Source organism: Nonomuraea sp. NBC_00507, from assembly GCF_036013525.1.
Taxonomy (GTDB): Bacteria; Actinomycetota; Actinomycetes; order Streptosporangiales; family Streptosporangiaceae; genus Nonomuraea.
Genome location: NZ_CP107853.1, coordinates 2,430,207 through 2,444,218, shown reverse-complemented (window position 1 = coordinate 2,444,218; position 14,012 = coordinate 2,430,207). Strand labels below are relative to the sequence as shown.

General features: G+C 72.0%; 11 protein-coding genes. 5 read left to right on the top strand and 6 right to left on the bottom strand.

Annotated features, from left to right (window positions below; all coding sequences use genetic code 11):
- Window positions 1-54: 54 nt before the first annotated feature.
- Window positions 55-1,533, top strand: coding sequence for an alpha/beta hydrolase (locus OHA25_RS12375; protein WP_327587692.1), 1,479 nt, complete (start codon window positions 55-57; stop codon window positions 1,531-1,533).
- Between the two features lie 162 nt (window positions 1,534-1,695).
- Here the strand turns inward: OHA25_RS12375 and OHA25_RS12370 are convergent, their stop codons facing one another.
- Together OHA25_RS12370 and OHA25_RS12365 are read right to left on the bottom strand one after the other, a co-directional pair.
- A complete protein-coding gene (locus OHA25_RS12370) occupies window positions 1,696-4,731 on the bottom strand; it encodes a sacsin N-terminal ATP-binding-like domain-containing protein (protein ID WP_327587691.1) in 3,036 nt (1,011 codons plus the stop codon).
- 409 nt (window positions 4,732-5,140) lie between these two features.
- Complete coding sequence (locus tag OHA25_RS12365; protein WP_327587690.1) at window positions 5,141-5,947, bottom strand: DUF3027 domain-containing protein; 807 nt, start codon at window positions 5,945-5,947, stop codon at window positions 5,141-5,143.
- A gap of 198 nt (window positions 5,948-6,145) precedes the next feature.
- Between OHA25_RS12365 and OHA25_RS12360 the strand changes: the two genes are divergently transcribed.
- Window positions 6,146-7,663, top strand: a complete 1,518-nt coding sequence (locus OHA25_RS12360) for an MFS transporter (protein WP_327587689.1) — start codon at window positions 6,146-6,148, stop codon at window positions 7,661-7,663.
- Window positions 7,664-7,717: 54 nt separating this feature from the next.
- Here the strand turns inward: OHA25_RS12360 and OHA25_RS12355 are convergent, their stop codons facing one another.
- Both OHA25_RS12355 and OHA25_RS12350 read right to left on the bottom strand, forming a co-directional pair.
- Entirely contained in the window at window positions 7,718-8,113 is a 396-nt protein-coding gene (locus OHA25_RS12355; protein WP_305919667.1) for a cold-shock protein, read from the bottom strand.
- A gap of 89 nt (window positions 8,114-8,202) precedes the next feature.
- Window positions 8,203-8,823 (bottom strand): HAD family hydrolase, encoded by a 621-nt coding sequence (locus tag OHA25_RS12350; protein WP_327587688.1) that lies wholly within the window; start codon window positions 8,821-8,823, stop codon window positions 8,203-8,205.
- 100 nt (window positions 8,824-8,923) lie between these two features.
- On the opposite strand from OHA25_RS12350, the gene OHA25_RS12345 reads away from it, so the two are divergent.
- Both OHA25_RS12345 and OHA25_RS12340 read left to right on the top strand, forming a co-directional pair.
- On the top strand, window positions 8,924-9,319 hold the full coding sequence (locus OHA25_RS12345) for a hypothetical protein (RefSeq protein WP_327587687.1): 396 nt from the start codon (window positions 8,924-8,926) through the stop codon (window positions 9,317-9,319).
- A 34-nt stretch (window positions 9,320-9,353) separates the two neighbouring features.
- Complete coding sequence (locus OHA25_RS12340) at window positions 9,354-9,971, top strand: TetR/AcrR family transcriptional regulator (RefSeq protein ID WP_305919670.1); 618 nt, start codon at window positions 9,354-9,356, stop codon at window positions 9,969-9,971.
- Here the strand turns inward: OHA25_RS12340 and OHA25_RS12335 are convergent.
- Window positions 9,964-10,818 carry a hypothetical protein gene (locus tag OHA25_RS12335; RefSeq protein WP_327587686.1) on the bottom strand — a complete coding sequence of 285 codons (855 nt, stop codon included), beginning with the start codon at window positions 10,816-10,818 and terminating at the stop codon, window positions 9,964-9,966. The two genes, OHA25_RS12340 and OHA25_RS12335, sit on opposite strands and share 8 nt — an antisense overlap.
- A gap of 45 nt (window positions 10,819-10,863) precedes the next feature.
- Here OHA25_RS12335 and OHA25_RS12330 point away from each other — a divergent pair, with 45 nt between their 5' ends.
- Window positions 10,864-13,194 carry a helicase C-terminal domain-containing protein gene (locus OHA25_RS12330; protein WP_327587685.1) on the top strand — a complete coding sequence of 777 codons (2,331 nt, stop codon included), beginning with the start codon at window positions 10,864-10,866 and terminating at the stop codon, window positions 13,192-13,194.
- Here OHA25_RS12330 and OHA25_RS12325 read toward each other — a convergent pair.
- Window positions 13,172-13,864 carry a hypothetical protein gene (locus OHA25_RS12325; RefSeq protein WP_327587684.1) on the bottom strand — a complete coding sequence of 231 codons (693 nt, stop codon included), beginning with the start codon at window positions 13,862-13,864 and terminating at the stop codon, window positions 13,172-13,174. The genes OHA25_RS12330 and OHA25_RS12325 overlap by 23 nt on opposite strands.
- Window positions 13,865-14,012: the final 148 nt, after the last annotated feature.

The following is a 14,012-nucleotide window of genomic DNA, read 5'->3' as shown; positions in this document are numbered from 1 at the left end:
GCGGTGTTACCACCCACTACATCGACATATCCCTGTACGACCATGCTTGTCAGCATGAAGAAGCCCATCGCGACATTCCTCTTGGCGGCCGCGGTCCTCGCAGGCTGCGGCATCGGAAATAAGCCGGCGGACACCTCCACCGCCACGGGCACCCCCACGAATGCGGGCACGGTCGCGTGGACCCGATGCACCGACCTGACCGGCGCCGACGGCAGGCCGGCCGCCCCCGGCCCCGGAGTCGAGTGCGGCACGATCCAGGTGCCGCTCGACCACGCCAAGCCCGACGGCGAGAAGATCGACCTCGCCCTCATCCGGGTCAAGGCCACCGGCGACGACCGCCTCGGCTCACTCGTCTTCAACTTCGGCGGGCCCGGCGGGTCGGGCGTGGACACGCTGGCCATGGCCGCCAGGGCGTTCGGCAGTCTGGGCACCCGGTACGACCTGGTCAGCTTCGATCCGCGCGGCGTCGAGCGCAGCTCCGGGGTCAAATGCGGCGGCCAGGTCGAGAAACTCCTGGAGGCCGAGAACGACGCCGACGCCGACCGGCTGGCCAAGGAGTTCGCGGCGGCCTGCCAGAAGGACTCCGGCAAGATCCTGCCGCACGTCGGCACCGTACAAGCCGCCAAGGACCTCGACCTGCTCAGGGCCGCGCTGGGGGACGTCCGGCTCAACTACTTCGGCCTCTCCTACGGCACGCACCTCGGCGCCGTGTACGCCACCCACTTCCCCAAGAACGTCGGCCGCTTCGTCCTCGACAGCGCCTTCGACCCCACGGTCACCTTCGAGGAGCGCGCGGTCACCCAGGCGACCGGCTTCGACCAGGCCTTCGAGGCGTTCGCCCAGGACTGCGTGGCACAGAGCTGCGAGCTGGGCGCCGACCCGGCCGCCGTCGAGAAGACGGTCGAGCAGCTGCTCGACAGGCTGAAGGACCAGCCGCTCAAAGTGGGAGGCCGGGAGCTCACGTATGGGCTGGCCCAGCTCGCCGTCATCACACCCCTGTATGCCAAGGCCACCTGGCCGATGCTCGAGCAGGCCGCCGTGGCCGCCATCAAGGGGAACGGCACCGCGCTGCTCACCCTGGCCGACTCCTACACCGGCCGCAAGGCGGACGGGACGTACACGACGGCGATGACGAGCCTGCAGGCCATCAACTGCGCCGACACCGCCGAACGCCCCACCGCCGCCGAGACCGCCCAGATCAACGAGCGGATCAAGGAGGTCTTCCCGATTCTGGCGACGGAGGCGTCGAGCGGCGTCTGCGCCCACTGGCCGGTGCCGGGGGACGACGCGGCCAAGCGCATTGACGCGACCGGCTCGGCGCCGATCGTGGTGATCGGCGGCAAGGGTGACCCCGCCACCCCGTACCAGTGGGCCGAAACCCTCACCCGGCAGCTCAAGACCGGTGTCCTGGTCACGTACGAGGGCGAGGGGCATGGGGCTTACCTGAGCGGGAGCGGGTGCGTGATGAAGGCGGTGGACGCGTACCTGCTGGAGGACAAGCTCCCCACCCAGAGCACCACCTGCCCCGCCTGACCCACCGCCCCCGGTACGGCACGCAGGATGTCCCACGCGCCCCACCGCACCACATCTCGCCAACGCGGTGCGCCATGGGACGCTCGCCACGCCGGCGCGCGCCGAACCCGGCGCGGCCGGTGGGGCAGGCGGACCGCCAGGGCGCGGACAGGTGGCCGGCCGTCAGGACAGGTCGGCCTCGGCCAGGAGGAGCGGCACCGACTCGGGGTCGCGGAGCAGGGCCGCCACCGCGAGCCGATCGTTCCACTGGCCCGTGGCCCAGGCCAGCCCGCGGGCCAGCCCGTCGACCCCCGTGCAGTGGACGGCGCCCTCGAAGTAGCGCCACGCGCACTCCACCCCGTCCACCAGCAGTTTCTCGTGCGCCACATACGTCGAGGGCGCCGTCGGCAGCAGGGATCGCACCTCGGCGGGCACCTCCCGTGTCTCCCCCTGCGAGGTGACCTCCCCCGAGGTCAGCTCCCCGGCCAGCGGCAGGTCGAGCAGCTCGGACAGGGACTCGGCCAGATCGTAAGGGGCCAGCACCAAAGGCCGGTCCACGACGAGCTGGAGCAGGTCAGGCGCCTCCACGACGACCACGTCCTCGGCCGCCGCCACCACGATCGTCCCGCGGAGCACGGCCCGCACCCGGGACGGCGGAGCCACCCGCGAGGGATCCACGGCGGCCAGGGCGACCCACAGCGCACGCAGCTGGGCCCGGTCCACCTCCATCGACTCGTCGGCCATCAGGTCCAGGAGCTCCTCCGGCCCGCCGTGGGAGGCCAGCAGCTCGGTCAGGGTCGTACGGACTCCCAGCATCGACAGCGCGCCCTCGTCGAACCCGGGGGGCGCGTCGGCGTAGAGGCCCTGGAGGAGCGGGTCGGCTCCGGGCAGCCGCAGCTCCCGCGGCTTGCGCCCGCCCAGCACCGGATGGTTGGCCAGCCACCACGCGGTGTAGGACGGCACCTCCACACCCTCGATCCGCAGCGGATGCAGGGCGGCCCGCAGCGGCGGCGTGGTGAGCAGCTCCAGCGCGGCCCGCCAGTCGGCCACCAGCTCCAGGTCCCGCACGGCCGTGAACTCGGGCACCAGGGGCGGCACGTCCAGCTCGGGCAGCAGATCGAGCACGTGCTCGAGCCACTCGTCCTCGCCGTCGAGATCGTGGTCACACTCGTCGGGGTCGAGCAGCACGTCCTCGTCCTGCACCATCGCGAACCCGTCGAGCACCCCTGCCGCGGCCAGCACCCGGGCGCCGTAGGTCTCCTCCAGCTCGGCCGCGGCCACTCCGAGGTGCGTGCCGGACTCCAGGACCCCCGCCAGCGCCCCGTCGGCCAGCATGAGCTCCCCGGCCGGGTAGAGCTCGCCGTCGGTGCCCGGCAGGGCCAGCTCGGCCAGCCACGGCGCCTCGCCGGGCGCCAGCCCGGCCGCGTCCACGAGGGACAACACCGCCCTCGCCACGGGCTCCGGCTCCGGGCTGTCGAGCGACTGTGCGACGGCGGCCTTGGTCAGCGGGTCCTCGAGGACGGTGCGCGGTGTGGCCTCGGCGGCGCCCAGCCTGAGCAGCGCGGGATGGGCGGCGTCCGGGTGCACGATGCGCAGCCCGAGCGGGGTCAGGTCCAGCTCGGCCCCGCCGTCGGTGAGGATCAGCGTGCCGCGCGGCCCGCGCACGAGCCGCCCGTCCGCCAGCGGCACCGGCAGGGCGCCGAGCGACTCGGGGTCGTCGGCGGGCAGCACCTCATACAGCGAGCGCCACCACGACGGCTCCCGTGCCTCCACGACCTCGCCGGACAGCAGGTCCACCACGTCGGACAGCTCGACCTTGCGCACGCCGAGCGCCGTGATCGCGGGATGCCGCGGCGGCCATCCCCCGGGCAGCAAACCGGGTATGAAGTCGGCGACCGTCTCCAGCAACTCCCCCGACCCCGACGTGAGCACGGCCGCCTCACGGCCGGAGACCACCCACCCGTCGGCCCCGGGCTCCGGTGCCGGGTGCTCGACCTGCCACTGGGCGTCCGGCTCGTAGACCTCGGCGTCGGCGAACGACGGAGTCTGCACGACCGGCGCGGGAGCGGACAAGGCAGGCAACAGGGGCGTGCCGGGCACCCGGGCCAGCACGGCCCGGCGGATCCTGGCGTCGAGCTCGCCCTTGCCCATGAGGGAGGGCACCAGGTCCAGCAGTTTGGGCGTGCGCGGCAGCTCGCGCAGAAGCTTGACGTAGGTGTCCGCGGCGCGTTCGACGAGGAAGTCGGTCAGCGGCCCCCTGGCGACGTGCCGCCGGTCGGTGGCCATCGGGAACGACGCGATCAGCAACGCGGGCAGGTCGAGCGGCTCGTCACTGGGCGTGGGCGCGTGGACGACGGGCGGCACCGTGCCGGGTAGCGGCCCGGGCTCCCCCGTGCCGGTGACGGGCACCGCCCAGCGCAGCGACCAGAAGGGGCGGGCGCGCTCCTCCGTGGGCCGGTCGGCGAACAGCCTGCTCACCTCGTCAGGGGTGAACTCGCCCGACACCGACACCACATGCCAGCCCTCGGCGCCCACGCTGCGGACCGAGCCGTCGAGGTCGATCTCGATGGCCTCCAGCGCGGGCATGCCGAGCAGCAACGCGGGGCTGGTCTCGGCCAGCATGCGCCGGACCGCCTCGACAGCGCCCTGGTCACGCAGCGGCAGGCGGACGAGCGTGTCGAACCCCTCGGGAATGTCGACCATGGGCGGCTCGTCGAACGGCAGCCTGAGCAGCGGCACGTGCCCGGACCGGTCGGCGAGCTCGCCCGCCAGCGCGTGGATCTCGCCGACCAGGGCGGCGGTCTCCGTACGCGACCAGCGCACGGCGCCGCTCTCACGCGAGCCGATGGACGGCGCGTCGCTGACCGAGACCACCGCCGCGAACCCGACGCCGAACCGCCCCGCCGCGCCGCTCTCGTCCCGCTTGCCCGAGGCACGCAGCGTGGACAGGCTCTGCACGCCGGTGGCGTCGAGCGGGGCGCCGGTGTTGGCGGCCGTGAGCACGTCACCGCGCAGCGTCAGCCGCAACACCCCTGGCACACCCGCCCGCAGCGCCGCGTCGGCGGCGTTCTGGGCGAGCTCGACGATCAGCCGATCGCGGTAGCCGCCGAGCGCGAAGTCCTCCTCGGCGTTGGCGTCCTCGCGGAACCTGGCCGGCGAGGCCGTCCATGCGGCCAGGACGGCGGCTCGCATCCGGTCACAGCCAAAGGTGTCGGTCATCGATCACGTCCAGTGTTGAGGAGTAGGGGGCCAGGGTAGGTTAGCGGCCCTGGCCGACAACGATCTCCGTTTCGCCCCGCCCAAGCCGGGACGTCCAGGGCTGCCCAGCCAAGCCGCACGACGCCCGCCCGTACGCACCGGTGACCCGCATCGCCACCGGCCCCGGGCGCGCACCGCCGACCGGCACGCACCGCCAGCCACCCGGGCGCGCCACCGCCAAAAAGCGGCCGCTTCAGGTCGCCGGCCAACCGTAGACACACGGCAAGCCGCCGACCAAACGCGAACCGCCAGCCGAAGGCGGACCGCCGATGGAAGGCGGACCACCGGCCGAAGGCGAACCGCCGACCGGAGGTGAGCCGCCGATCGGAGGTGGGCCGAGGCGGTCCGGGCCATGGGTGCAGTGGGCGGGTCAGGAGTGGCCGAGCTCCTCGGAGGCCGACTCGTCGACCGAACCCGCCGCTTCCTCCTCCTCCATCAGGTCATATCCCAGGTCGTCAAGGATCGGGATGGCCTGCTCCACAGGCGGCGGCAGGACCGCGGCCTCGGAATGGGCGCCGCAGCCGTGGTCGGCGGCGACCACCTTGCCGTCGTCCGGCGCGTACTCATTGGTGCAGACCCCGAACATCTGCCGCAGCGAACCCGCGAGCAGCCAGTAAAACCCGCAGGTGGAGCACTGCGCGGGAGCGGCGTGTGCGATCGGTGTGTGCGGCCCGTGCTCGCCCGAGTGCCAGCGTCTGGCTGCCCGGTCCTTGCCAATGGCCGAGAGCACACGGGCTCGGCCCAGGCCGTACTCGAAAACCGCCTGGTGGTCGGCGTCGCCGCCGGCTTCGGTGAAACCGGGCGCGAGTCTGTCGTCGTCTTCCGGGGTCGGCAGCAGGTCACCCACGCCGAGGTCGCCGGGACGCAGGCGCTCGCTCCACGGCAGCCATTCGGGGGCGAGCAGCGCTCCCGAGCCGGGCAGCAGAACGACCTCGCTCACCGTGACCTTCTTGGCGCGCGAGGCACGCGTGACCGTGACGGCCCAGCGCCAACCGTGATAAGCCCGGTCGAGGCAGGCGAAATAGTGGGTGACGATCCGGTCGCCCTCGCTCTCGAAGCCGAGGTGCTCGCCGGGCCGGCCCGGGCGCGCGAGCTCCTCAGCCGCGGCGCGCGCCAAGTCGACCGCGGCCGCACAGGCCTCGTCGGGAGCGGAGACGCGGGCCCTGGTGCGGCTCATTGGGCCGCCTCCGGCGAAAGGTGCTGTTCGCTCACACTTCATTCTCACCCATGACCGGACCTGGACGGGCACACAACGGGGGATCCTCCGCCGACTCGGTGGACTAATCGGGTAAGACTTGTAGGCGTGGAGGGTGGCTGGGAGCGGGCTCGTCAGATCACGCGACGCGTAGGGCGTGGAGTCGCCGACGCGGGTCGCGTGACCGCGCGCGCCGGAAAAGCCACGGCCAGCGGCACCGCGCGGGCCGGCAAGGCCACTGCCAAGGGTGCGCAAAAAGTCGGCAAAGCGACGCGCCGGCTCACCTACGCCAACGGCGCGGGCCGCACCGGGCTCGGCCGGCTGATCGAGCTGTCGGCCGGCAACAGCGCCAGTGACGCGCTGGTGACGGTGGCGCTGGCGAGCACGGTGTTCTTCGGCGTGCCCGTCGGCGAGGCCCGCGGCTCGGTCGCGCTCTACCTGGTCATCACGATGTTGCCGTTCGCGCTGCTGGCGCCGTTCGTGGGGCCGATACTCGACAGGTTCAGGTCGGGGCGGCGTTATGTGATGGCGGGCACGTTGTTCGGGCGGGGCCTGCTGTGCTTCGCGATGGCCGCCGCGGTCGGTCCCGGTGACCTGCCGACGTTGTTCATCGGCGCGCTGGGCGTGCTGGTGTTGTCGAAGGCGTACAACGTGTCACGGGCAGCGATCATGCCGAACGTGCTGCCCGCCGACATCACGCTGGTGTCGGCGAACGCGCGGGTGGCGCTGTTCACGCTGGTCGCGGCGGGGGCCGCGGTGCCCATCGGGGCGGGCATGACCGCGTGGCTGGGCAGCGCGGCGGTGCTGCGCATCGCGATGGTGGCCTTCCTGCTGCTCGGCGTCGTCGCCGTACGCCTGCCGCGCCACGTCGACTCCCCTGACCTGGAGGAAGAGGGGGCCCAGCCGTCCCGCTGGCGCACCCTGTTCAACGTCGGCCCCGCGGTCGCCGAAGCGGTCTGGGCGAACGTGGCCATCCGCGTCTTCTCCGGCTTCCTGCTGTTCTTCCTGCTGTTCCTGGTGCAGGACAAGGCGGTGCCGTGGCTGGCGGTGAACCAGGCGTGGGCGCAGGATCCGTTCTTCGACATCCCCAAGACGATCGCGCTGCTGGCGGCGGCGGCCGGGCTGGGCGGCCTGGTGGGCGCGGCCGTGGCCAACTGGACGCGTAACCACGCCCCTCAGCTGATCGTGCTGGTCACGCTGGCCGTGACCGTCGCGACGACCATCGTGACCGCGATCTTCTTCGGGCTGTGGGCCGCGCTGGCGATCTCCTTCGTCACGGCGTTCGCACAGGAATTGGGCAAGCTCGCGCTCGACGCGATCGTGCAGCGGGAGATCGGCGAGGAGGTGCGCTCGTCCACGTTCGGCGTGGTCGAGGCGGTGCTTCAGCTCGCCTGGGTGTTCGGCGGCCTGGTCGGGCTGGTGCTCTCGCTGGCCCAGAGCAGCCTGGCCGGGCTGATCACTCTGGCCGTCGCGCTGACCGCCGCACTCGGCTGGCTGCTGATCGCCAGGAGGAAGCGGGTACGCGCCACCAAGGCCAAGCTGGCCAGGCAGCGGGCCGAGGCCGAGACGGATGAGCAGGACCCGCGGTGGCCCCAGCCGCATGACCACGACCCGCGACCGGCGGAGACGGATGACCACGATCAGCGGCGAGGCGACACGCTGGACTCGACCAAACCGCTGACCAACCCCTTCGGCTGAGCAACTCGCGGTCAGGCCGCGGCCGGTGACCCACCCGCGGCCTCGGTTCGGCCCTTACGCGTCGAGGTCGTCGGCGACGGCCCTCAGCACCTGCGCGATCTTCTTGGCGTGCGCCGCGTCCGGATGCTTGCCTCGCTGATACGAGGTCGAGATCTCATCGAGCAGCTTGATCAGGTCCTCGACGATGACGACCATCTCGTCCGGCTTCTTCCGCTTGGCCTTGGGCTTGGGCTTGGCCAGGGTCGGCGGCTGCTCCAGGATCCTGACGGAGAGCGCCTGCTGGCCGCGGCGGCCCTCGGCCACCCCGAACTCGACCTTTTGGCCGGGCTTGAGCGGGCCTGCGCCGGTGGGCAGCGCGGAGGAATGCACGAAGACCTCACCGCCGTCGTCGCGGGTGAGGAAGCCGAAACCCTTGTCGGCGTCGTACCACTTGACCTTGCCACTCGGCACAGGAGGACCTCGTTCAAACAGTCGAAAAGCTGGATGGATGTAGGTTATGCCCCGATGAGCGCTGGAGCGAGCGCATAAAGGCCGGTGAATTACCGGAGTTCGTCGCGCTGGGACCAACCGGTGTACCACGTGGCGAATTCGGTCAGGTCAGACAGGGCCACATCGGCTCCGTACTCACGCAGCTCTCCCACGGTGTAGGGACCGGTCGCGACGGCCACGCTCACGGCGCCGCCCGCGCGCGCCGCCTCGATGTCCGCGACATGGTCACCAACATAAGCCGCCGCGCCGAACCGCGCGAGCGCCGATCCCTTGTCCGCGCCGAAAAGCGAGCCGACCACCTCGTCCACGACCAGGCCGAGCATCTCGACCGTGCCGACGGCGTCCCGCGGGTTCTTACCGGTCACCACGATGACCCGGCCGCCGGCCGCGCGCACGGCGGCGATCGCGTCGTACGCCCCCGCCATGGCGGTGTGGACCGGAACCCCCATTTCCGGATAGATCTCCCGATACAGGTCCGCCGCCGCGGCGACCTCCTCAGCCGGCAGCCAGTTGGCCAGCTCGACCTCCAGCGGCGGCCCCAGCCGCGAGACGACGGCCGCGCTGTCGATCGGCACCCCCAACCGCACGGAGAGCTCGTCGAAAGCCGCCGCGATGCCCGTCCGCGTATCGGCCAATGTCATGTCCAGGTCGAATCCCACCGAAGTCGTCACAGGTGCAGGATGCCAAACCCTCTTCTCCTCCGCATAACGCCCCTTGTTGTGGGACCGTTGGAATGGGAAGAAAGGAATTACTTATCGGAGAGGAGCGGTCGTGACCGACACCCCCAAACCGCCGCAGACCGGAGATCGCCTCGTCGCCTCCTCCGCTCCCGCCCGCCCGCACAGGCCGGCGAGACCCCTCGGGTCACCGGTCACCCCATGGCAGCGTGTCGTGTCGTCCCTGGCCACCCTGGTGCGGCTGGCCTCCAGGGTGGCGGCGCTCTCCCTCGTGCTGTACGCGCTGTTCACGGTCTTCCGGGCCAACCCCGCCAACGTCTGGTACCAGTTCGTCGAGTCGCTCGCCGCATCGCTGTCCCTGGGCCTGGCCAACCTGTTCCAGCTCGCCGAGCCACGCTGGACGACGCTCGTCAATTACGGACTCGCCGCGATCGTCTGGTTGATCATCGGCTCCGCCCTGGCGAGCCTGATCCGGCGCGCAGCTCCGTAACGACTACTCTCGATGCGGAGGTATCAGGATAGACATGACCAGATCTACCCGTGAGCGGATCATCGATGAGTCCCTGCGGCTGTTCGCCGAGCGGGGCTACTCCGCCACTTCCGTGGCCGAGATCGAGGCCGCCTCAGGGCTGTCTCCTGGCGCCGGTGGCCTCTACCGCCACTTCAAGTCCAAGTACGAGGTGCTCGCCGCGGCGATCAACGAGCACGCCGCCCGCACCAGGACGCAGGTGGCCGAGAGCCTCGCCGAGCTGAGCGGCATGGAAGCCTCCGTGGATCTGGAAGAGCGCCTGTCGCTGCTCTGCCGGGCCGGGCTGGCCAAAGTACGCGAGGAGTCGGAGCTGACCCGGGTGTTCTTCCGCGACCTGAGCCAGTTCCCCGAGCTGGTGGCCGTCGTCCGCGAGGGGCTGCTGCAGCCCATGTTCGACGCGATCGTCACCTGGTTCCGCGCGCAGCCCGAATACCGCGACGCCAAACTCGACTGGACGGGCATCTCGGCGGTGCTCGGCGGCGCCGTCGTGCATTACCGGTTGTTCCAGGAGACCGTGGGCGAGCTCCCCGGCCATGCGGAAAAGGACCAGTTCGTGGCGGCCTGGGTACGCCTGGCGGTCGGTCTGCTCCCGAGCCCGGCACCGGTCAGCTGACGTCGAGCAGCCGGTAGGCCAGCCACACCACGCCGATGCCCGTACCGATCATGAACATGGTGCCGCTCACCGCCCAGAACTGCGTCAGGAACGCGTTCAGTCCCGGCTCGCTCCCCACGCGCAGGCCGCCGATGAGCACCCCGCCGACCGAGTAGCCGAGCAGCGGCGCGCCCACCCCGAGGAACCGGTCAAGCGGCGCCCAGCTCCCACTGAAGAGCACCACCACCGCGCCGCCCGCCCATACCACCAGCGGGATCGGGAAGATCGCCAGCAGCGGCAGGTCGAACGGCACCAGCAACGCCGCCACCACCAGGATCACCATCGAGGCCGTCTCGCGCGGGTGTTCTTTGACGATCGTCCTGGCGTCCCTGCCACCGGTGGCCATCGGGTTCGCGCTCGCCATGGCCGCCCGTCGCAGCCCCGCGAACGGCAGGCCCCTCCCGGGCGATCCGGCGAGCCGCTCCTCGGCGACCCTCCGGTACGCCCGCACGCCGGGCGGCGTGTCCCGGTCGTCGACGATCGTGGGGAAACGCCGCGTGGCCGACGACCCCTCGGCGCCGCGCTGACCGGTATCGGAAGCACTGCCCGCTCCGGCAGCCCCGGCCTGCTCGGCGGCGGCCTCGGCCAGCCTGCGGGCCTCGCGCTCGACCAGCGCCACCGGATCGCCGAACCTGGCCAGCACCTTCGCCACCTCGCGGGCGTTCTGGCTACCGGCCCGCTCGGCCTCGATCCTGGCCCGCAGCCGCCGGGCGAAGTCCAGCCGCTGGTCGGCCCGGAGCACGCCGTGGGCCGCGTCCGCGGCCTTGGACACGTAGTTCAGCACGAGCTGGTCCGCACGCTCTATCACGTCAAGCCATGCTGCCCCAATCAGGGGGGACATACCATGGCAACGATGGAGTTCACGGAGTGGATCAGGGGGCGTACCGACGAACAGCTGCGGGCGCTCGTCTCCGCGCGCCCTGAGTTGATCACTCCGGTGCCGGCTCATCTGGAAGGTTTGGCGTCGCGGGCGGCGAGCCCGTCGGCGGTCGGCAGGGCGCTCGACCGGCTCGACCGCTTCGCGCTCGCGGTCGTCGAGACGCTGGCCGTGCAGGACGGCCCGGTGCCGAAGGAACGCCTGCGCGAGCTCGTCGGCGCAGCCCTGGAGGACGGTGACGCCGAGCCCGGCCTGTCCACCGCGCTCGACAGGCTGTGCGACCTCGCCCTGGTCTACGGTCCTGACGACGCGCTCGACCTCGGCCCCGGCGTGCGCAAGGTCCTGGAGGACCCGGCCGGGCTGGGCCCCAAGGCGGTGGACGCGTTCCGGCACCATCCGCCCGAGCAGCTCGACGAGATGGCCGACGACGTCGCCCCCGGCACCGCGGGCTCGGGCAAGGAGCGTCTGGCGGCCGCCCTGGCCGTCCCTGCCGCGCTGGTCGAGGAGGTGTCACCCGGGGCCAGAGCGGCGCTCGACCAGCTCACCTGGGGCCCGCCTGCGGGCCGCGTGCCCAACGCCAGGCGCGAGGTGCGCCGTGACACGGCCCGCTCCCCCATCGAGGAGCTGCTGGCCCGTGGCCTGCTGGCCGCGACCGGCGAGGAGAGCGTGACGCTGCCTCGCGAGGTCGGGCTCTACCTGCGTGGCGGGCGGGTGCACCGCGGCCTGCTGGCCGTGCCGCCGCCGCTCGAGGGGGCCGTACGCGACCGGCAGCTGGCCGACCGGACGGCGGCCGGGCAGGCGTTCTCGTTCGTCAGGTCGGTCGAGGAGCTCTGCGAGCGGTGGAGCATCGAGCCGCCGGGCGTGTTGCGTACCGGCGGGCTCGGCGTGCGGGACCTGAAGCGCACGGCAAGTGAGCTGGACCTGCCCGAGTGGGTGGCGGCCCTGGTCGTCGAGGTGGCGCACGCGGCCGGGCTGGTCGCGGCCGGCGGCGGGGTGGACGGCGAATGGCTGCCGACCCCCGGCTATGACCTGTGGCGGGTCAGGGGCACCGCGGACCGGTGGGTGACGCTGGCGACCACATGGCTGCAGATGGACCGGGTGCCCGGATTGGTGGGCGAGCGGGACGAGCGGGACAGGCCGCTCAACGCCCTGCACACCGACCTGCGCCGCTCGTCCGCGCCCGGCGTGCGGGCCGCCACGCTGGGCGTGCTGGCAGCGGCGCCGGGCCTGGCGCCCGCGCGCGACTCCGTGCTGGAACGGCTGGCCTGGGAGCAACCACGCCGCCGCGGCCCGCTGCGCGAGCAGCTGATCGAGTTCGCGTTGCGGGAGGCCGAGCAGGTCGGCGTGACCGGCCTCGGCGCGCTGTCCGGGCACGGGCGGGCGCTGATCGAGGGCGGGGACGCCCCGGGGTTGCTCGCGCCGCTGCTGCCCGAGCCCGTCGATCACGTGCTGCTCCAGGCGGACCTGACCGCGGTCGCGCCGGGGCCGCTCACGAGCGAGCTCAACCGCTGGATGACGCTCACCGCCGACGTCGAGTCGAAGGGCGGGGCCACGGTCTACCGGTTCAGCGAGGGGTCCATCCGGCGGGCGCTGGACGCCGGGCACGGGGGCGAGGAGCTGGTGGCCATGCTGGCCCGGCACTCGGCCACGCCGGTGCCGCAGGCGCTGTCCTACCTGGTGACCGACGTGGCGCGACGGCACGGGCGCATCCGCGTGGGCACCGCGAGCGCGTACATCCGCTGCGACGACCCCGCGCTGCTCGACCAGATCACCGCCGACCGCCGCTCGGCGGCGTTGCGCTTGCGCAGGCTCGCGCCGACCGTGATCGCCTCACGCTCGTCCCGGGCGGCGCTGGTGGACTCGCTGCGCGCGATGGGGTACGCGCCCGTGGCCGAGTCGCTCGACGGCGACGTGATCATCTCGCAGCTCGACAGCCGCCGCACCGAGGCGGCGGCGCCGGTCCGCACCATGGCCGCGGCCAACGGCATCGACCTCGAGGTGGTCGCGGCGGCCGTCCGCGCCTTGCGGGCAGGCGATGCGGCGCACCTGGCGCGGCGCGAGCCCGTGGACGCCCCGAACGGCCGGGTGCCGCGCGGGCCCGCGACCGCCACCATCTCGGCCCTGCAGGAGGCCATCAAGCAGGGCGTACGCGTGTGGATCGGCTACCTCGACTCGCAGGGCAACGCGACCTCGCGCATCCTGGAGCCGGCCAGGATGGAGGGCGGCTACCTGACCGCGTACGACGAGACCAGGGCCGCCGTCCACCGCTTCGCCCTGCACCGCATCACGGGCGTGGCAGGCCTCTAGCGCCTTCGGCCGCCGGCTCCTCAGCCGGCGCCAGCCCGGCGGCCAGCCGCACGACCTGCGCGGGCGTGGTCAGGGTCGGCACCCGGTCCCTGGCCCGGGCGAGCACGTCGGGTGCCAGCCCGGCACGCAGGTCGTACGTGCTCAGGCACAGGTCGAACAGCTCGCCGGGATCGGGCGCGCCCCACGCCTGCTCCACCTCGACGGCCTGGGAGGGGGCGCCGTTCCTGGTGATGACCAGGTATGAGCCGAGCTCGGCCAGCTTGCGCGCCAGGTTGACCAGCTCGGTCCTGTCGGTGCTGACGGCGATCCAGTCGTGCAGCAGGTACGCCCTGCCGGGCGCGTACTCGGTCCTGGAGAGGAGCTCGGCGGCGGTCCCGACCGGCGACAGGACCGTGATCGTCCCCTCGGCCAATGACATGCGTGACAGCAGGGCGATGCCCCCTAGGCGTTTGCCCGTCTCCTCCTCGCCCACCAGGACGAGCAGGTGGTGCGAGGCCAGCCGGCGAACCGCGTCGGCGAAACAGGGCGGCTCCAAGTAGGACCGCAGGAGGGTGTCGGCCTCCCTCCGGGTCAGGTCTCGGGTGACCGGTCTGACCTTCACCCCTAACCGGTCGGAGATGTGCGTTATGTAGTCGAGGTCGATCTCGCCCGCTTCAGGCGTATCGGTCACGAAAGTCACCTCGGTGCTAATGAGAAAATTTCCTACAGAAAAAATCTTGACCCAACGAGTTTCTTCTTTTTATACGAGAGAGTTGCACTGCGTTACCATGCCGCCTGACCAGGCACTTTGCGCGTTTCTCGCATCCAGGACCACTCGC